Origin of the sequence: Kitasatospora sp. NPDC056446, assembly GCF_042796115.1 — a bacterium.
In the GTDB taxonomy this organism is placed as follows: Bacteria; Actinomycetota; Actinomycetes; order Streptomycetales; family Streptomycetaceae; genus Kitasatospora.
Genome location: NZ_JBHTRF010000008.1, coordinates 151468 through 169737, shown reverse-complemented (window position 1 = coordinate 169737; position 18270 = coordinate 151468). Strand labels below are relative to the sequence as shown.

Sequence of the window (18270 nt, the reverse complement as noted above, 5' to 3'; positions counted from 1 at the left end):
GGATTGGTTAATTTGCGGGTCGCCCTGCCCCCCCGCCGCGGGGCCCGGCGCGGGTTGTTGGGGGATGTCGCCCCGCCCCACTTCCCACTCCGCTCCGGGGCTCGGGGAGCCGGTGGGCTTGCCGTCGCCGAGGTCCGGCCCGATCTCCCCTACTCTTCCTCCATGCTCTCTGTGGTGGTGGCCCCCTGGGCGGGCGAGGCGGAGCCGGTGTTCGTGCGCAACCCGGACGAACTGCATGACGCCGCGAGCACGATGAAGGTCGCTGTGCTCGCCGCGCTGACCCGGAGCGGGGTGAACCTCGACGCGGAGGTCCCGGTGGTGAACCGCTTCGAGTCCGTGGTGGGCGGGGACTTCGGCAACGATCCGGACTGGGACAGCGACCCGCTGCCGTGGGAGCTCCTGGGCACCCACGTGCCCCTGCGGCTGCTCGCCGAGCGGATGATCACCCACTCCTCCAACCTCGCCACCAACCTCTGCCTGGCCCGCACCACGCCCCGGGCGGTCGCGGACGTCTGGCGGCGCGCGGGTGCCACCCGCAGTTCCAGCCCGCGCGGGATCGAGGACTACGCGGCGCGCGCCGCCGGCGTCCACAACCGGGTCACCGCCCGCGACCTGGTCCGGCTGCTGCGCTCGCTCGCCGACCAGCCGGAGCTGCTGGACCTGCTGGAGCGCAACGAGTTCCGGGTGGACCTCGCGGCCGGCCTCCCCCCGTACACCCGGATCGCCTTCAAGAACGGCTGGTTCCCCGGGGTGCGCCTCAGCGTGGGACTGGTCCGGCCCGCCGACTGCCCGCCCTACCTCCTCGCCGTCTGCTACACCGGCCCGCTGGCCGACGGCACGGACCGCACCGACCCCGCCGCCGCCCTCCTGGCCCGGATCTCGGCGGCGGTCTGGGACCGGCGCAGCGAGATCAGCGGGCGAGGGCCGTCAGCCCTTCGAGCGCCGCTTCGTTCAGCAGGTTGATCCGGACGAACCCCTCGTGCCCGCCGAGTTCGAAGTGCCGCTGGTCCAGCGCGAGCAGCCGCTCGGCGGGCGCGGCCGTGCGGGCGAACAGGAAGTAGCCGGTCTCCACCGGTGCCGAGGCCCGGAGCGCCCCGCTGTGCAGGAGCCGCCGGTGGTTGGCCCGGATGTGGTCGAGCAGCCGCCGGTTGCCCTCGCCGTCGAGCATCAGGCCGGCGGCCCGGTGGGCGAACAGCCGGTCGGCGACGGTGACGTCCCCGTGCAGGTTGAGGTGCAGGTCGGCGAGCGGTTCGCGCAGTCGTTCGGGCACCAGCAGGTGGGCGCAGCGGTAGCCGTGGATGGACAGGTACTTCGTCGGGCACACCATGCGCAGGGTGAGGTCGGCGGGCAGGCCGGCGCTGTCCTCGCGCCGGCCGCCGTCCCAGCGCAGGTACTGGAACGTCCCGTCGACGAACACCAGTGACCCGGTGGCCCGCTGCCACTCGCCGATCCGCTTGAGGACGTCGGCGGGGACGGGCTGCCCGGCGTACCAGAGCGGGTCGGTGAGCAGCAGGACCGTCCGCTCGTCGGGCAGGTCCGGCGCGAAGCCGCGCTGGTGGGCGTGGAGTTCGCTCACCCGGACCGGCTCGATGCCGAACCGTCGGAAGAAGTAGGCGAACTTGTAGTAGACCGGCGGCAGGTAGTGGACGCGCCGCACGCCGCTCAGGTGCAGCCAGGTACAGAAGGTGCCGAGCAGGCTGCTGGAGCCGCCCGCCGGGATCACCCGGTCCGGCCCGTACTCCTCCTGGTCGTAGGTGCTGTGCAGGGCCGCGATCCCGGCCCGCAGCGCGCGGTCCTCGTCGATCGCCGAGTACCGGGTGACGTCGCCGAGCAGGTAGGGCGGGGTGTGGGCGAGCGGGCCGAGGTAGTCGGCGACGTAGGGGTGTCCGCCGTTGTAGTCGGAGACGAACAACCGCCCGTCGGGGCGCTGCCGTTCGCGTTCCACGGCCTCGTGCAGGTCGAGCATGCGGAACAGGGACGGCACGGTACCCCCAGGACGTCGGCCGATCGGGACGGCCGCCAGACTGCACCGGGCCCCGCGCGGACACAAGACCGTCTCGGTGTGCATGACGATCAGTCAAATGCGGTAAAGGCACCAGGCATTCCACTCACGCTGTCGGGGGAGAGCTGGGGGTGAGTCGAAGTGTCTTCGCGTCTGCGGAGGTTCGCGCGGCTGGTCACGGCGCTGGCGGTCGCGTCCGGGTACCTCGCGCTGCACCTGCTGATCAGCGCGGGCACGGGCACGGGGCGGGACGCCGGGGTGGCCGGGACGGCGGCGCTGGTGTCCGGGATGGTCGCGCTGGCGCTGCTCGGGCCGGCCCTGTGGCTGCGCCGCCGCCGTCGCTCGGGGGCCGCCGAACTGGTCCGCGTCGTCAGCCGGTACGTCCCGCCCAGGCGGCCGTGGCAGCGGGCGCTCCGGGTGGTCAACAGCTTCGGGCTGGTGCTGCTCGGCGGCGGGTTCTACGCCGTCGACGCGTCGGAGCGGGACGGCCACAAGATGTCGCTGGAGATGCAGTCGCTGCTGCTCCTGGTCGGTCTGGGGGCCCTGCTGGCAGGCCTGTTGATCGTGCGCCGCACCCGCCCGTACGCCGCCCGGCCGGCCGCCCGGGAACTGCTGCTGGACGGCCGGCGGCCGGTGCTCTACCTGCGCAGCTTCGGTGACGACGAGAGCGCCGCCGAGGTGGACGACGGGGCGGACATCAACCTCCACACGCGGGAGGAGCAGCTCGCGGCCGCGCTGGGCGCCATCGGCCCGGTGATCGCGGTGGGACGGCCGGGGGAACGGCTGCCGCACCTGGGCGCGGCGCGGTTCTACCTGCCGCTCGACGACTGGCAGCCCACCGTGCTGCGGTTGATGGAGCTGTCCCAGGCCGTCGTCCTGCGGCTCGGGCAGGGGGACGGGCTGTGGTGGGAGGTGGAGCGGGCGCGGTCCACCCAGCCCGCCGGAAAGCTGATCCTGCTCGTCCCGGGCGGCGGCCCGTCCGACCTGCTGGCCCGGCTGAACGAGCACCTGCCCGCTCCGGTGCCGTCGGAGGGGCCGGGCGGCACCGGGCACTGGATCTCCACCGTGGTCGTCTTCGAGGACGACTGGACACCCCGGGCGTTCCCGGTGGGACTCAGGCGCAAGGGGTGGCGCGGCTGGAGCACGAACGCGGCCATCGGGGCGGTGGAGACGCCCACGGCCGAGGTGGCCCGGGCCGTGCGCAACGCGCTGACCTCCGTGGGGCGGCGCCGGCGGGCGATGGTCTGGCGGTCGCGGTTCGCGTTGCAGGCCGCCTTCATGACGGGCTACGGACTGGCGGTCGGGCTGGCCCTGGCGGGCTGGCTCGGCTACCGGGCACTGCAGGCAGCCGGATTCCGGTGAACACGAAACCAGGGGGAGACATGGACCATTCGCAGCAGGACCGCACGTCCGCCGGCGCGGACCGGGCCGGCGGGCAGCAGTTCAGGGCCCTGTCGGGGCTGGGCGTCGCCGCGTCGGTCCTGATCGTGCTGACGCTGGTGTACGACGTGCTGCTCACCGTGTCGGACTGGCGCGTCTACCTCGCGGTCGAGCACTTCCTCGCGGGGACGGCCACGGAGGAGGAGATCCAGGCGGCCGACGACTTCTCCGGCTTCTTCACGACGTGGAAGGGCCTGGCCGTGTTCGTCGTGGGCGGCCTGGCGTTCCTGACCTGGCTGTGGCGGGCGCGGATCAACGCCGAGTCGCTGGGCGGCCCGGGCAGCCAGCGCCGGGCGCGGGGGTGGACGGTCGGCGCGTGGATCACCCCGGTGGCGAACCTGTGGATCCCGTACCGGATCGTGACGGACATCTGGAAGGCCAGTGCGCCCGGGCGGTCGGCGCCCGGTCCGCTGCTCGCCGTCTGGTGGGGGGCGTGGGTGGTCGGGGGCATGGTGGGCCGGTCCTACACCTACCTGGTCATGAAGGACTCGCTCACCGAGGACGATCTGCGGCGCGCCGTATACCTGGCCACCGTCTCCACGGCGTTCGACGTGCTCGCCGGGGTGCTGGTCCTCTACACCGTCAGCCGGATCAGCGGCTGGCAGACCCAGCGGCGCGCCGAAGTGCACCGCTGAGCCTGCCGCCTGGCTGACGGACTGCCTGGCTTCCTGACGGACTGCCGGCATCCTGGCGGACTGCCGGGTCGGCCGGCCGACTGGCTGTTCGCCCGGGTGCCGTCGCCGTCAGTACGGCCGGACGAGGACGTGCGCCGCGCCCGGGATGCCGACCTTGAGGAGCTCGTCCTCCTCCGGGGTGGTCGGGGTGCCGGTCTCCTGCTTGAGGACCGCGCGGGACAGGCCCTGGACCCACATGGCGCGCGGGCGGCGGCGCTCCTCCCAGGCGGCGAGGGCGGCCGGGACGCTGTCGGCGGCGTCCAGGCTCTGCGCGAGTACGAGGGCGTCCTCGACGGCCATCGCGGCGCCCTGGGCGAGGTGCGGGGTGGAGGCGTGGGCGGCGTCGCCCGCCAGGACGATCCGGCCGACGTGCCAGGGCTCCTCGACGGTGACCTGGGAGATCCGCGAGTAGACCACGGCGGCCGGGTCGGTGACCTGCGCCAGGGCCTCGGCGATCGGGCCGCCGAAGCCGGCCAGCCGCTCGCGGAGCTGCTCGTGGGCGCGCTCCGGGTCCGGGCGGAAGTCCTCGGCCTCGGCGAACACCGAGCCCAGGTACATCAGGTCCGCGGTGATCGGGGTGAGCAGCGCCTTCGCCGCGAGGTTGCCCGCGGACATCACCACGCCCTGGACCTCGGGCGAACGCGGCAGGGTGACGCGCCAGTTGGCGAAGCCGGTGTACTCGGGGGCGTACGCCTCGCCGTACAGGTGCCGGCGCAGCGGCGAGCCGATGCCGTCGAAGCCGACGACCAGGTCGTAGCGGCCGGTGTGCCCGTCGGTGAGGGTGACGTCCACGCCCTCGCCGTCGTCCGCGACGGAGGCGATGCTGGTGCCGAAGCGGACCGTGGCACCGGCCCCGGCGGCCGCGTCCGCGAGGACACGGGCCAGGGCGGGGCGCGGTATGCCGTTGTTGGAGGGGGCGTCGCCCATCCGCGGCTGCGGGATCTTGGCGAGGGTGGCGCCGGCCGGGTCGCAGATGGTCAGCACCTCCCACTCGAAGCCGGCGGCCAGGCAGGCGTCCAGGACGCCGATCTCGCGCATCACGTGCAGGGCGTTGGAGGGCTGGATGATGCCGACGCCGAGCGCCTCCGGCTGCTCGCGCAGCTCGGCGACGTCGACCCGGTGGCTGCGGGTGGCGAGGGCGGTGGCGAGGGTGAGGCCGCCGATGCCGCCGCCGTGGACGAGGACGCGCAGGGGTGTGGTCATGGTGGTGCTCCCAGGGAAGTGCGGTTCGGCCGGGGACGGGTGAGGCCGGGTCGGGGCCGGGCCGTATCGGGTGTGGGGCCGTATCGGTGTGGGCCGGGTCGGGGCGGGGCCCTGTCGGAGTGCGGCCGGGTCGGGGCCGTCCCGGCCGGGGAGGGGTGGTGTCAGCCGACGGGCGTGGCGGCGGCGAGGTCCATCAGGTGGTCGACCAGGGCGAGCAGCAGGTCCCGCCCGAACGCGCGCTCGCGGACGTCGCCGAGCAGCATCGGGACCTGTGGGTCGAGGTCGAGCGCGGCCCGGATCTCGTCGGGAGTACGGGTGTTGGTGTTGTGGAAGCAGTTGATCGCGACCACGAACGGGATGCCCCGGCTCTCGAAGAAGTCGATCGAGGCGAAGCTGGTCTCCAGCCGGCGGGTGTCGGCGATGACGATCCCGCCGAGCGCGCCGTTGACCAGGTCGTTCCACATGAACCAGAAGCGTTCCTGCCCGGGCGTGCCGAACAGGTAGACGACCAGCTCCGGGCTGACGGTGATCCGGCCGAAGTCCAGGGCGACGGTGGTGGTGTCCTTCTGGTCGACGCCGGACAGGTCGTCGACGCCGACGCTGGCCCGGGTCAGGTACTCCTCGGTGCGCAGCGGGGTGACCTCGCTGACGGAGCCGACCAGGGTGGTCTTGCCGACGCCGAAGCCGCCCGCGATGAGGATCTTGACGGCGGCCGGGGCGGCGGTGGGGGAGCCGGTGGCGGAGTGGGGTGTTGCCATGTTCAGAGTCTCCGGAGTCCTTCGCGAACGGCCGTGAGCAGGCCGAGGTCAACGCCCCCGGCGGCCCGGGCCACCGACAGCGGCGCCCGGGCCTTCAGCAGGCCCTGGGCGACCAGGTCGCCCAGCAGGATCTTGGTGACCGAGACCGGGAGGTCCAGGCCGGCCGACACCTCGGCGACGGCCGCCGGGCGGCGGCAGCGGTCGAGGATCATGCGGTGCTCGGGCTGGAGGCCGCGGGCACCGGCGCGGCTGCCCCGCGCCAGGGCGGCCGCGGCCTCCTCCTCGACGGTGGTGAGCACGGTGATCAGGGTGAGGTCGTCCCGCTCGGGGGCGGTCCGGCCGCGGGTGATGGTGTACGGGCGGACCATGCTGCCCGTCTCCTCCTCCGCGTCCTCCTCCAACTCGCTCCAGTGCGGCACCGCGCCCGCCCGCGGGCCGTCGCCCCGGCCGTCGTCGCGAGGGTCCCCCCAGGCGTCGTTCCCGTACGGGCCCACCTGCGTCAGCCCCGGTTCCGGGCGGCGAACACGTCGAACGAGGCGGGGGCGCCCGCCGCGTTCTCGCTGCGGGCCGGGGTGGTGAGCTTCTGGCCGACCTGCTGCACCAGGGTGTGCATCGCGACGGACATCACCTCGGCGTCCACCTCCTGGGAGGCGACCACGGCCAGGTGGGTGCCCTGGGCGGCGGCGATGATGAACAGCCAGCACTCGGCGAGCTCGACGATCACCTGGTGCACCGGGCCCCCGTCGAAGAGCTGCCCGACACCGCGGGCCAGGCTCTGCTGCCCGGTGGCGACCGCGGCCAGGCGCTCGGCGTCGGCCCGCTCGATGGTGCGGGAGTGGCTGACCACGAGCCCGTCGTCGGAGAGCAGGACGGCGTTCCTGGTTCCGGGCACCGAGTCGACGAGTCCGTCCAGCAGCCAGTCCAGGTCCTGGTGGGTGGCGATCGTGCGGTTCATGACTGGTCATCCGTTCGTGTGGTTCGGGAGTCCGCGGCCGGCAGGGCCCAGGGGGAGGGGTCGGGCGCGGGGGCCGGGGGACCGGCGGGCGCGGGGAGGGTAACCGGCGGGGTGGGGGCCCCGGGCAGCCGGTACTCGCCGCTGTCCTGCGCCCGGGCGGCGCGGGACTGGCGCTGGAAGGCGCCGATGGCCGCGCCGGACCGCCGCACCGGGCGGGGGGCGGGCTGCTGGAACGGGTCCGCGGCCGGCGCGGCGGCCTCCTCGGCGGGACGCTCGACCCACTGCGGGCGGGTCGGCGGCGGGACCCGCAGCTCGGCGGCCAGGCTGGCCTGCCGCACCCGCTGCGGCAGCGGGGGCTGCCCGGTCTCGGCGGGGCTGTACGGCACCGAGGTGGGGTACTCCCGGGTCTGGCGCCGCTCGGCCAGCCGGTAGTGGTCGGCCGGGCGGTACTGCTCGTCGGCGTACGGGGCCTCGGCCTCGGTGATCCGGGCGTAGGCGATGTCCGGGTAGGCCGGGGTGTCCTGCGCGGGGGCCGGGTCGGCGGGGGAGCTGTGCTCGATCGGCTGCTCGGGCCGGGGGGTGCCCGGGCCCGGGTGCGGATGCGCGGGCGGGAAGGCGTCCTGCGTGGGCGGGAAGGTGTCCTGGGCGAGCGTGAAGCCGTTCTGGGCGGACGGGAAGGACTCCTGGGCGGACGTGAAACCGTCCTGGGCGGGGGCCGGGAGGAGCGGCTGCACGGGCGGCAGCGGCTGTACGGGCAGCGGCCCTTCCGGTGCGGGCTGCTGCGCGAACGGCTGCTCCCGCGTCGGCAGCGGCTGATCGGAGAACGCGCGTTCCGGCAACGGCAGGGGCGGTTCCGGGAACGGCTGTTCCGCCGACGGGAACGACCGTTCCGGGAGCGGCAGCGGTAGCGGCTGAGGCAGCGACTGCGCCGGCGGCGGGAAGGCCTCCGGGACCGGGTCCGGCCGGTACGGCGGCTCCTGCACCGGCAGGGCCTGCTGCACGGGCAGCGCCTCCGGCAGCGGGAGGGGCTCCGGCAGCGGCACCGGCGCCGCCTGCGGCACGTACCCGACGTGCCCCTGCCCGAAGGACTCCACCGGTGCGACCGGCGGCCCGGGCGGCAGCTGGGCGAGCGCGTCCTCGGCGGCCGAGCGCACGGCCCGGCGCGAGCGCCGTACCAGCGGGATCGGTTCGGCGGGCGCGTCGGCGGCGCCGTCCGGCAGCCCGGCGTCGCCGTCGATGACCAGCTCGTCCGGGACGAGCACGACCACCCGGGTGCCACCGAAGGCCGACGGGCGGAAGTCGATCTTCAGTCCGTGCAGCGAGGCCAGCCGGGCGATCACGTAGAAGCCGAGGCGGATGTCGTCGGCCCGGGCCAGCACGTCGGTGCGCGGCGGACGGCTCATCAGCTCGTTGGCCGCGTCGTACTGCGCCGGGTCCATGCCGAGGCCGCGGTCCTCGATCTCGATCGCGAGCCCGCGGCCGACCATGGCGGCCCGGACCTCGACCGGCGTGGGCGGCTTGGAGAAGGTGGTGGCGTTCTCCATCAGCTCGGCGAGCACGTGCGCGACCGGGCCGACGGCCCGCTCGGACAGCCACGGGTGGCCCTCGACGTCGAGCATGATGCGGCGGTAGTCCTGCACCTCGCCCTGCGCGGCGCGCAGCACGTCCAGCAGCGGGACGGGCTTGCGCCAGCGCCGCTGCGGCTGGCCGCCGGCCATGATGACCAGGTTCTCCTCGTAGCGGCGCAGGCGCGCGGTGAGGTGGTCGAGGTCGAACAGGCCCTCCAGGACCTCCGGGTCCTCGTGCTTGCGCTCCAGCTCGTCCAGCTTGCGCAGCTGGCGGCCGATCAGCAGCTGGGTGCGGCGCGCGATGCGCTGCAGCAGGCGTTCGAAGCCGCGGTGCTGCTCGGCCTGCCCGACGGCCGCCTCCAGGGCGGAGGAGCGGGCCAGGTTGAGCGCCTGGCCGAGCCGGGCCAGCTCGTCGGTGCCGTTGCTGTTCGGGCCGTCGGTGATGGTGCGGGTCTCGGCCTCGACGTCCACCTGCTCGCCGCGGCCGAGGCGCTCGACCACCTCGGGCAGGGTGCGGCGCATCTCCTCGGCCTGGGTGTGCAGCTCCTTGATGCGGCGGCGCAGCGAGCGGCTGAGCCGCCAGGAGGCGACGGCCACCGCGATGACGGTGATCAGGCCGATGACGGTGGTCAGCACGACCCGGGTCAGCAGGCCCATGATGGTGCCCTTGCCGACCTCGACGATGCCGCTGGTGCGGGTCTCGATCGCCTTGACCAGCGCCGGGTTGACCTGGTCGAGGGCCTGGCGCCACTGGTCCTGGGCGGCCGGCAGTTTGACGGTGCCGTTGGCCTCGGGGGCGGTGGGCCTGGTCAGCTGCTGCTCGACGGCGGCCTTGGCCTGCCAGGCCGGGCTGTTCATCAGGTCGCGCCAGGCGCCGACCTCGCCGTCCGGGATGTACGGGACGACCTGGACGGTGAGCAGGTGGTCCTGCGCGCCGACGGCCTGCTGGACCGCCTGGTAGTCGGCGGCGCTGAGGCGGCCGGTGGGCCAGCCGCGGGCGAGGATCGCGTCCTCGCGGGCCAGCATCTCCTTCGCCCAGAACGCGTTGACCAGGGTCTTGGAGATCCAGGTGACCTCGCCGGTGTCCACGTGGCTGAGCGCGGTGAACAGCCGAAGGTCCACCGCGATCAGGTCAGTGTAGTAGGCGTAGACGGTCTGCTGGTCGACCGAGCCGCGGTCCACGGCGGCGCGCTGTTCGGCCAGCTTTCCCATGGCCTGGCGGGCCTCGGAGACGGCGGTGCGCACCTCGTCCGGGGCGCTGTCGGCGGTCTCGCCGGACAGGACCTGGAACTGGCGCACCGCGTCGTCCGTCAGCTGCCGCTGACGGCGCAGCTGGTCGGTGCCGCTGCCGGGCCGGGCGAGCGCTTCGGCGCTGAGCCGGCGCTCCTCCTGGAGGTTGTAGTAGACGATGTTCGAGGGCTGTCCGGCCTTCTGGGCCAGCAGGCCCTGGGCGGCCTGCCGCTGGAAGTCGAAGACGGTCTCGCCACTGGTGACCGCCCAGAGGAGGACGAGGGCAAGGCTGGGGACGACGGCCAGGACGAGCAGCGCCGTCCGCAGGGACAGGCGTGGACGCCTGCGGGGGCCCTTCGGCGTCGGGGGCCGCCGATTCGCACGCGCGCGCAGAGCAGTCTCCTTGGGGCTGGCGGCCGGCCGGTGAGGGGCGGGCCGTCGGGGCACGGGCTTCTGACGAAGCGATACTAGTCATACCGTGTGATTGGAGTGAAAGCCCGTTCGCTGCCTGGGCGGTGCTTGCACACGTATCGGACACAATGTCATTCAGTCGTTGACTGTACGTATGCGGAGCAGGCTTTTCCGGACTTGCTTGACACAGTGTCAACGGGCCGTGCTGCCGGTGGATGGCCGCGGTGTGAAAACTGTGTGACCGCCCTACCGGAAGCCCGCCGCGCCGGGCTCGGGCCGCACCGGAGCCCGGCCGCACCTGACTCCGGCCGCGCCGGAGCCCGGTCCTGCCGGAAGTCCGGTCCTGTCGGAAGTCCGGCCCACCGCCTCCGGCGGTCGTCGCGGGGCGGCGGCCTTCGTCGGTGGTGCCCGACCGCCCTGGGAGGGTGGTCGCTCCACCAGGCCCAACGGACCGGGGGCCGGTTCGCGTTCACGCGGCCCCCCGGGGGGCGCGGTCGCGGGCTCAGCCGGCCAGGAGGCGGGAGCGGGTGGCCTCCAGTTCGGCGGCGAGGACCAGCCCGGCGGCCTCCGGGTCGCCCTCGTGGACCGTCCGGACGAGGGCGGCGTGCGAGTCGTAGCCCTGGTTCGGGTCCTCCGCGCGGATGTCGAACAAGCCGACCAGCCCGACCAGCTGCTCCCGGAGGACCGGGGCGAACTGGGCGAAGAGGTCGTCCAGGACGGGGTTGTGGGCAGCCGCCACGACGGCCGTGTGCAGGGCGATGTCGGCGTCCACGAAGGCGGCGTCATCGGCTCCGCCCGCCGCCCGACGGGCCGCGAGGGCGGCGTCGAGGGCGGCGAGGTCGGCCTCCGTCCGGCGCTCGGCCGCGAGCCGGGCGGCCTGCACCTCGACCATCGTGCGCACTTCGTAGACGTGTGCCAGCTCGGCCCGGCGCAGGCGGGCGGCCCAGTCCCCGGCGGGGCGGTCGGCGGTGACGAACACCCCGGCGCCCTGGCGGCTCTGCACCATCCCGGCCGCCGCGAGCGTGCGCAGCGCCTCCCGCACGGTCGAGCGGCCGACCCCCAGCTCCTTGGCCAGTGCGACCTCGCCCGGCAGCTTCCCGCCCACCGGCCACAGGCCGGCCCGGATCTGCTCCTCGATCCGCGAGGCGGCCTGTTCGGCGAGGGGGGAGGGGCGGAGCGGGATCATCGAATTCACCTGTCAGGTTGTCTGAGGACTTCTGTCATGGTTACCCTACCCGGCATGCAGCCGTGGATCCTCCCCGTGGGAGGCCTTCTTCTTGGTGGCCGCAGCGGGGCATGACCGGACCGGCACCCCGCTGCGGGGCGCCGTCCTGCCGGTCACCGGTACGCGTCATGAGGAACTCGCATGATCTTCCCGACCCTGCACGCCCCCGCCGGACCCGTCCCGGCCGGCGCCCCCGTCTGGAACCCGCAGCGCGGCGGCACCATGCCGTCCCACCGCTACCGCCCCGCCCACGAACGGGTCCACGTCCCCGCCCTGATGCGGCGCTGGCCCGGCCGGCGCACCGAACGGGCGCCGCTGTGGGTGCCCGTCGACCTGCGGGACGGCAACCAGGCACTCGCCGAACCCATGGACCCGGCACGCAAGCAACGGATGTTCGACCTCTTCCTGGCCATGGGCTTCAAGGAGGTCGAAGTCGGCTACCCCTCCGCCAGCCGCACCGACTTCGACTTCGTCCGCCAACTGGCCACCACCCCCGGCGCCGTCCCCGAGGACGTCACCGTCGTCGTCTTCACCGCCGCCCGGGCCGACCTGATCGACCGCACCTTCGAAGCCGTCGCGGGCCTGCCGCGGGTGGTCGTCCACCTCTACACCGCGACCGCGCCGCTGTGGCGGGACCTCGTCCTCGGCAAGGAGCGGGCCGAACTGCGGGCGCTGATCACCGGGGCCGCCACGCGGATGGCCCGGCGGGCGGAAGGACGGGACGGCCTGCGGTTCCAGTTCTCCCCCGAGGTGTTCAACCTGACCGAGCCCGACTACGCACTGGAGGTCTGCAACGGCCTGACCCGGCTGTGGGACGCGAGCCCCGACCGGCCCGTCGTCCACAACCTGCCGGCCACCGTCGAGATCGCCACCCCGAACGTCTACGCCGACCAGATCGAGTACATGGACCGGCACCTGGAACGCCGGGAGTCCGTCATCCTCTCCGTCCACCCGCACAACGACCGGGGAACCGGCGTCGCCTGCGCCGAACTCGCGGTCCTGGCCGGCGCACAGCGGGTCGAGGGCTGCCTGTTCGGCAACGGCGAGCGCACCGGGAACGTCGACCTGGTCACCCTCGCCCTCAACCTGCACGCCCAGGGCGTCGACCCGATGCTCGACCTCTCCGACATCGACGAGATCCGGCGCACCGTCGAACACTGCAACCGGCTGCCCGTCCACGAGCGCCACCCGTACGCCGGCGACCTGGTGCACACCGCCTTCTCCGGCACCCACCAGGACGCCATCAAGAAGGGGTTCGCCCGGCACCGCGCGACCGCCGCCGAACTGGGCGTCCCGGAGCGGGAGGTGCCCTGGGCGGTGCCGTACCTGCCGATCGACCCGGCCGACCTGGGGCGGGACTACGAAGCGGTGATCCGGGTCAACAGCCAGTCCGGCAAGGGCGGCATCGCCTACCTGCTGCAGAGCGCGGAAGGACTGGAGCTGCCGAGGCGGCTGCAGATCGAGTTCGCCCGGGTCGTCCAGGCGGCGACGGACGACAGCGGGCGGGAGGTGACGGGCGAGGAGCTGTACGGGCTGTTCCGGGCGGAGTACCTCGATGAGACTTCCTCATGGGCCTGGCGGGTGGGCGACGACTGGGCCGAGGTCGACGGCCGGCGGGGGACCGGCGCCGGGCCGCTGGACGCGGTCGCGGACGCGGTGGGGGCGCAGATCCTCTCCTTCAGCGAGCACGCGGTCGGCTCCGGGCCGGACGCGGTCGCGTACGTCGAGGCGCGGCTCGCGGGCCGGGTCGTCTGGGGCGTCGGCCGGGACACGTCCGTCCTCACGGCGGGCGTACGGGCGGTGCTGAGCGCGGCCGGTCGGGCACGGGCCGGGGCTGGGGTTGGGGTTGGGGCTGGAGCCACCGGGACCCCTGGGGCGGCTGCCGGTGAGGCTGCCGACGGGCGGACGGTCATGAGCGGGGCTCATGGGGCGACGTCATGAGCCGGACTCATGGGGGAGCTACGTCATGAGACGGACTCATGAGGAGGGTCATGAGCGGGACTCATGGAGGCGGCGTCATGAGCGACTCTCATGCGCGACGGTCATGAGCCGGTCTCATGCGGGAGGTCATGAACAACTCTCATGGGACGCCATGAGCGGGACGCATAAGCGAGGAGGCATGATCGGCCGATGACGTCCTCTTCCCTCCCCACCCGAAGCCTGGCGGTCGCGCAGGCGCTGGCAGCGGCCGGCGTCGCCGGTGAGATCGTCGTCCTACCCGACTCCGCCCGAACGGCGGCGGAGGCCGCGTCGGCCCTCGGCTGCGAGGTCGGGGCCATCGCCAACAGCCTGGTGTTCCGGTGCGACGGTGAACCGCTGCTGGTGATGACCAGCGGCGCCCACCGGGTCGACACGGCCTACCTCGCGGCACAGTTGGGCTCGGGTGAGATCACCCGGGCCACCGCCGCCCAGGTCCGCGAGGCCACCGGCCAGGCCATCGGCGGCGTCGCCCCGACCGGGCACCCAGCCCCGTTGCGCACGGTGGTCGACACCGCGCTGGAGCGGTACGAGGTTCTGTGGGCGGCCGCCGGACACCCGCACACCGTGGTGCCGATGTCCTACGGGGAACTGGTGCGCGTGACGGCCGGCACCCCGTCCGCCGTCACTCCCTCCGCCGTCACCCCGGACTGATCCGGGTGGCAGCCACCCGTCGTACGCGACTGGTGGCTGCCACCCCGCCACCCCACCGTTCTGCACAACGGCAGCCGGCAGCCGGCAAAGGCCGGGCGCAGGGCTCAGGCCGGGTAGGCGATCGTGCCCAGGGGCGGGCAGGGGATCACCAGGGTGGAGACGCCCGGCCGTTCGACGAACGCGCGTGCGGCGGATGCCCGGTGGCGGTGCGACTCCAGCTCGTCGGCCCGCCAGGCGTCGCGGCGGGCGCCGGCGTAGTCCCACGAGTCGTCGATGAGGCTGAGACTGATGTTGCCGCTGCTGCGGCTCATGTCCGACTTCATGGCGGCCCGTTGGAGCACGGTCTGGGCGGCGGCGAGCTCGAGGCGGGCGATCAGGACGCCCGGGGTGTTCGGCACCCGGGTCGGCATGGGGGCCTGCGGGAGCAGCGACACCCCGGTGTCACGGCGGCCGATGTTGTCGATGCTCGCTCTGGTGGCGTCCCTGGACATGATCAGCACCTCCCGGTGCAGCCACAGGAGTTCGTCGAGGTCGGCCAGGGTGATGCGGATCCGCCGGTACGCCGCGCGGAAGCGGGGGTCGGCGTGGAACGGCCGCAGGGGTTCCGCGTGCAGGGACACGCAGTCGTTGTAGCCGGCCGTCACGGCGGCTTCGAGGTGGAAGAGCGCCTGGTCGGTCTGGCGGCGCTTGAACGCCAGGCCGGCGAGGCCGCCGTGGCCGGCGGCGACCAGCCAGGCGGCGTCCGGGCCGAGCGCCGTGGCCCGCGCGATGACGTCGTGGAAGCCCGTGGTGATGTCGACACCCTGCGGGGCGCCCATGAGGGCCCGGGCGAGGGTGGCGAGGGCGCCCTGTCCCGGGACGGCCGCCACGGCGGGACTGCTCAGGTTCGCCACCAGCAGGTCGTGGACACGGGACGCGAGCGAGCTGACGGTGTCGACCATGGATTCCCTCGGAGCTCGGTGGAGAACGGGAAACGGGAGAGGGGAACGGGCGCGCGCGGAGTGGGCGGCCGTCACCCGCACGGGCGAGGCGGCGCGGCCGGGACGACGGTAGCGCCCACGGCCGCCGGGCGGTAGCCGCGCGCGCAGACCCGGCCCACTGCCCGGCCCCTCACCCGGCCCACGGCCCGGCCTCCACCGAACCTCCCCCGCCCGGGCCCCCGTTCAGTCTCCCGTTAGGTCCTTCGCCCGGTCCTTCGTTCGGACCTCTGTTCGGCCCCTGTTCAGTCCTCCGTGTGCTCCAGCAGCGCCTCCTCGAAGTCGAGCCGCCGGACCAGCCTGCGCAGCAGCTCGTCGTCCATCCGTCCCGCGTCGCGCTGGGCGACGAGGGCGACGCGTTCCGCGTCGAGGGTCTCGCGGGCGAGGCGGCGGTACGCGGAGTCGACCGATTCGCCGGTCTCCTCGTGGACGGGCGAGCCCATCCGCTCCCACACGCCGTTGCGGCGGCGTTCCATCAGCCGGCGCAGGCGGGTCTCCATCGCCTCGGGGACGCGGTTGCGCGGGTCCCGGAGCAGTTCGTCCAGCCGGTCCTCGGCCGCGCGGGAGGCCTCGTACTGGGCCTGGGCCTCGCGCAGCGTCTCGGTGGCCGGGTCCGGGGGCGGCATCGGCAGGTGCCGCACCAGGGCCGGCAGGGTCAGGCCCTGGATCAGCAGCGTGCCGATCACCAGGGCGAAGACCAGGAACAGCACCAGGTCGCGCTGGGGGAAGGGGGAGCCGTCGTGCGTCGTCTCGGGGATGGAGAAGGCGACCGCCAGCGAGACCACCCCGCGCATGCCGGCCCAGGAGAGCACGACCGGCCGCGTCCACGCCGGCCGCCCTTCCCGCTCCCGCACGCGCCGGCTCAGCAGGCCCGGGAGGTATGCCGCGGGCCAGGCCCAGACGAAGCGCAGCCCGATCAGGGCGGTCAGCAGCACCGTCGTCCACAGTGCCAGCTGCCCGGTCGAATAGCCGTGCAACTTGCCGACGACCACCGGGAGTTGCAGGCCGATCAGGGCGAAGGCCGCGGACTCCAGGATGAAGGAGGCCATCCGCCAGACCGCCTCCTCCTGCAAGCGCAGCGCGAAGTCGACGCAGTTGGCGTAGTGGCCGAGGTGCAGGCCCACCACCACGACCGCGATCACCCCGGAGGCGTGGAACGCCTCCGCCGCCGCGTACGCCGCGAACGGGACGAGCAGCGAGAAGGTGTTGGCCAGCAGGGGGTCGCCGAGCCGTACCCGCAGCTGTTGCAGCGGCCACATCAGGACCAGGCCCACCGCCGTGCCGCCCAGTGCGGCCAGCAGGAACTCGCCGACCGCGCTGCCGAACGAGAAGCCCTCGCCGACCGCGGCCGCGACCGCGACCCGGTAGGCCGTGATGGCCGTCGCGTCGTTCACCAGGCTCTCGCCCTGGAGGATCGAGACCAGCTGTGTGGGCAGTCCCACCCGGCGGGCGATCGCCGTCGCCGCCACCGCGTCGGGCGGGGCGATCACCGCGCCGAGCACGAAGGCCACCGCCGTCGGCATCCCCGGGACCAGCGCGTGGGCGACCAGGCCCATGGTCAGCGTGCAGAACAGCACATAGCCGACGGAGTAGAGGGCCACCGCCCGCAGATTGGCCCGCAGGCTGGTGTACGAGGCGTCCTGGGCGGCGGTGTACAGCAGCGGCGGCAGGATCAGCGGCAGCGCGATCTCCGGGTCGAGCGAGAAGACGGGCACGCCGGGCAGCTCCGAGGCGAGCAGGCCCGCCACCACCAGGAGCAGCGGCGCGGACAGCCGGTACCGGCGGGCGGCGCCCGCGACCGTGGTGCTGCCCGCCACCAGGAGGAACAGGACATTGGAGCCGCTCAGGGACATGGCGCCACAGAACCACACGGACCGGGCGCCTCGCCGTACCCTGGACGCCATGTCCCCCTCCCGCCCCTGTGCTCACCTCGCGGAGCTGCCCAGTCCCGAGCCGGCGCCGCTCGGCACCGGCTGCCCGCACTGCGAGGAGCTCGGTCAGCGCCCCGTCGCCCTGCGCCTGTGCCTGCACTGCGGCTTCGTCGGCTGCTGCGATTCCACGCCCGGCTTCTGGTCCGCGGAGCACCACCGCCGGACCGGGCACGCGGTGATCCGCAGCTTCGAACCGGGGGAGAGCTGGCGCTGGTGCTTCGTGGACCAGCGGTTGGTCTGATCCGGCTCGGGACGTCCGAAGGGTCGGCGGGACGTCCGAAGGGTTGGCGAAGGGTCGGCGAAGGATCAGGCGGTGAGTGCGGCGACGGTCTCCCGGGCCAGCTCCCGCGCCCGGGAGACCGTCGCCGCCAACTCCCCGGCCGTTCCGCCGGGGGCGGCGAGCAGGGCGCGTGCCCGTCGGCCGAAGTCCGTTGGCGCGGCGGGCAGTTGCCCGGCCACCGCGAGAGCCCCCTTCTCGTTGAGGCACCAGCGGCGGTCGTGCGCGAACAGGGCCTGCACCAGCACGCCGAACGCCCGGGACAGGCAGAGCGAGACGTACAGGACGTCCGCACGGGTCGCGCCCTTCGCGGCCGCGTCCAGCAGGAACCCTGCCTCCCATGCGGCCGCCAGCAGGGCCTCGCGCAGCGGCTCCGGGTAGTGGGCGGTCTGCTGCTTGAGCGCCGCCAACTCCCCCTCGGGATCGGCGAGGAGCTGCCCGAGTGCCACCTCGCCGACGTAGCAGGGCGACCAGAATCCGAGCGGGTGGCCCGCCTGCACGCCCACCTCGTAGCGGCCCCGGCGGCAGTCCGCCCACACCCGCTCGACCCGGTCCAGGTCCCGCAGGATCCAGTCCACGGCCACGCCGTCGACCCGCAGCCAGGCGCCGCCGTTCACCCACGGCCCCCAGTCGCCCGGTCCGGCCACCTCCGCCCCGGGGCCCGCCGACCGCCGCAGTGCGTCGAGGTCGAGGCCGCCCCGGTAGTACACCCCCAGGTCCCAGTCGGACCCCGGCAGGTGCTCGCCCCGGGCCCGGCTTCCGCCGAGCATCACCCCCACCACGCCCGGGACGTCCGCCAGTTGACCGGCCATGCCCTCGATGATCCGCTGCATGGGGCAAGTCTCGCAGGGCAGCTCGCGGACGACCGACAGCGAACGATCGACAGCGAACGGGCGGACGGCAGGTGGCAGATGGCCGGGCGGCCGGAGGGGGAAGCGAAGGATGGGGGGAAGCGGAGGAGGTGCACCCACTCCTCGCCACTCTCAAG

Annotated in this window: 16 protein-coding genes; 6 read left to right on the top strand and 10 right to left on the bottom strand. The window is 73.9% G+C overall.

The features are described 5' to 3' along the window. The first annotated feature begins 162 nt into the window (after positions 1 to 162). Positions 163 to 963: a serine hydrolase gene (locus ACFQ6N_RS08230; RefSeq protein WP_380647742.1), complete on the top strand. Its 801-nt coding sequence runs from the start codon at positions 163 to 165 to the stop codon at positions 961 to 963. Here ACFQ6N_RS08230 and ACFQ6N_RS08225 read toward each other — a convergent pair. Continuing rightward, on the bottom strand, positions 911 to 1966 hold the full coding sequence (locus ACFQ6N_RS08225) for an aminotransferase class I/II-fold pyridoxal phosphate-dependent enzyme (protein WP_380647740.1): 1056 nt from the start codon (positions 1964 to 1966) through the stop codon (positions 911 to 913). The two genes, ACFQ6N_RS08230 and ACFQ6N_RS08225, sit on opposite strands and share 53 nt — an antisense overlap. 177 nt (positions 1967 to 2143) lie before the next feature. Between ACFQ6N_RS08225 and ACFQ6N_RS08220 the strand changes: the two genes are divergently transcribed. Beyond that, positions 2144 to 3364: a transferase gene (locus tag ACFQ6N_RS08220; RefSeq protein ID WP_380647738.1), complete on the top strand. Its 1221-nt coding sequence runs from the start codon at positions 2144 to 2146 to the stop codon at positions 3362 to 3364. Between the two features lie 20 nt (positions 3365 to 3384). After that, positions 3385 to 4077, top strand: a complete 693-nt coding sequence (locus ACFQ6N_RS08215; protein WP_380647736.1) for a DUF4328 domain-containing protein — start codon at positions 3385 to 3387, stop codon at positions 4075 to 4077. Positions 4078 to 4185: 108 nt separating this feature from the next. On the opposite strand, the gene ACFQ6N_RS08210 is transcribed toward ACFQ6N_RS08215, so the two are convergent. The 6 genes from ACFQ6N_RS08210 to ACFQ6N_RS08185 all read right to left on the bottom strand — a co-directional run bounded on the left by ACFQ6N_RS08210 (position 4186) and on the right by ACFQ6N_RS08185 (position 11427). Further along, entirely contained in the window at positions 4186 to 5319 is a 1134-nt protein-coding gene (locus tag ACFQ6N_RS08210; RefSeq protein WP_380647735.1) for an FAD-dependent monooxygenase, read from the bottom strand. Positions 5320 to 5480: 161 nt separating this feature from the next. Continuing rightward, the gene (locus ACFQ6N_RS08205) at positions 5481 to 6077 is read right to left on the bottom strand and encodes an ATP/GTP-binding protein (RefSeq protein ID WP_380647734.1); all 597 of its coding nucleotides are present in this window, start codon (positions 6075 to 6077) and stop codon (positions 5481 to 5483) included. Positions 6078 to 6079: 2 nt separating this feature from the next. Next, positions 6080 to 6571: a DUF742 domain-containing protein gene (locus ACFQ6N_RS08200; RefSeq protein WP_380647733.1), complete on the bottom strand. Its 492-nt coding sequence runs from the start codon at positions 6569 to 6571 to the stop codon at positions 6080 to 6082. A gap of 5 nt (positions 6572 to 6576) precedes the next feature. After that, complete coding sequence (locus tag ACFQ6N_RS08195) at positions 6577 to 7032, bottom strand: roadblock/LC7 domain-containing protein (protein ID WP_380647732.1); 456 nt, start codon at positions 7030 to 7032, stop codon at positions 6577 to 6579. After that, entirely contained in the window at positions 7029 to 10277 is a 3249-nt protein-coding gene (locus tag ACFQ6N_RS08190; RefSeq protein ID WP_380647731.1) for a nitrate- and nitrite sensing domain-containing protein, read from the bottom strand. Before ACFQ6N_RS08190 ends, ACFQ6N_RS08195 begins: the two co-directional genes overlap by 4 nt. A 466-nt stretch (positions 10278 to 10743) precedes the next feature. Then, on the bottom strand, positions 10744 to 11427 hold the full coding sequence (locus tag ACFQ6N_RS08185; protein WP_380647730.1) for a FadR/GntR family transcriptional regulator: 684 nt from the start codon (positions 11425 to 11427) through the stop codon (positions 10744 to 10746). Between the two features lie 180 nt (positions 11428 to 11607). Here ACFQ6N_RS08185 and ACFQ6N_RS08180 point away from each other — a divergent pair, with 180 nt between their 5' ends. Together ACFQ6N_RS08180 and ACFQ6N_RS08175 are read left to right on the top strand one after the other, a co-directional pair. Further along, positions 11608 to 13407: a 2-isopropylmalate synthase gene (locus ACFQ6N_RS08180; protein WP_380647729.1), complete on the top strand. Its 1800-nt coding sequence runs from the start codon at positions 11608 to 11610 to the stop codon at positions 13405 to 13407. A gap of 189 nt (positions 13408 to 13596) precedes the next feature. Next, positions 13597 to 14097: a YbaK/EbsC family protein gene (locus ACFQ6N_RS08175; protein ID WP_380647728.1), complete on the top strand. Its 501-nt coding sequence runs from the start codon at positions 13597 to 13599 to the stop codon at positions 14095 to 14097. 104 nt (positions 14098 to 14201) lie between these two features. Here the strand turns inward: ACFQ6N_RS08175 and ACFQ6N_RS08170 are convergent, their stop codons facing one another. After that, positions 14202 to 15038, bottom strand: coding sequence for a hypothetical protein (locus ACFQ6N_RS08170; RefSeq protein ID WP_380647727.1), 837 nt, complete (start codon positions 15036 to 15038; stop codon positions 14202 to 14204). Between the two features lie 281 nt (positions 15039 to 15319). After that, a complete protein-coding gene (locus ACFQ6N_RS08165; RefSeq protein ID WP_380647726.1) occupies positions 15320 to 16927 on the bottom strand; it encodes a Na+/H+ antiporter in 1608 nt (535 codons plus the stop codon). A 49-nt stretch (positions 16928 to 16976) separates the two neighbouring features. Here ACFQ6N_RS08165 and ACFQ6N_RS08160 point away from each other — a divergent pair, with 49 nt between their 5' ends. Then, positions 16977 to 17246, top strand: coding sequence for a UBP-type zinc finger domain-containing protein (locus ACFQ6N_RS08160; protein WP_380647724.1), 270 nt, complete (start codon positions 16977 to 16979; stop codon positions 17244 to 17246). A gap of 65 nt (positions 17247 to 17311) precedes the next feature. On the opposite strand, the gene ACFQ6N_RS08155 is transcribed toward ACFQ6N_RS08160, so the two are convergent. After that, positions 17312 to 18115 carry a nucleotidyltransferase domain-containing protein gene (locus ACFQ6N_RS08155; protein WP_380647723.1) on the bottom strand — a complete coding sequence of 268 codons (804 nt, stop codon included), beginning with the start codon at positions 18113 to 18115 and terminating at the stop codon, positions 17312 to 17314. Positions 18116 to 18270: the final 155 nt, after the last annotated feature.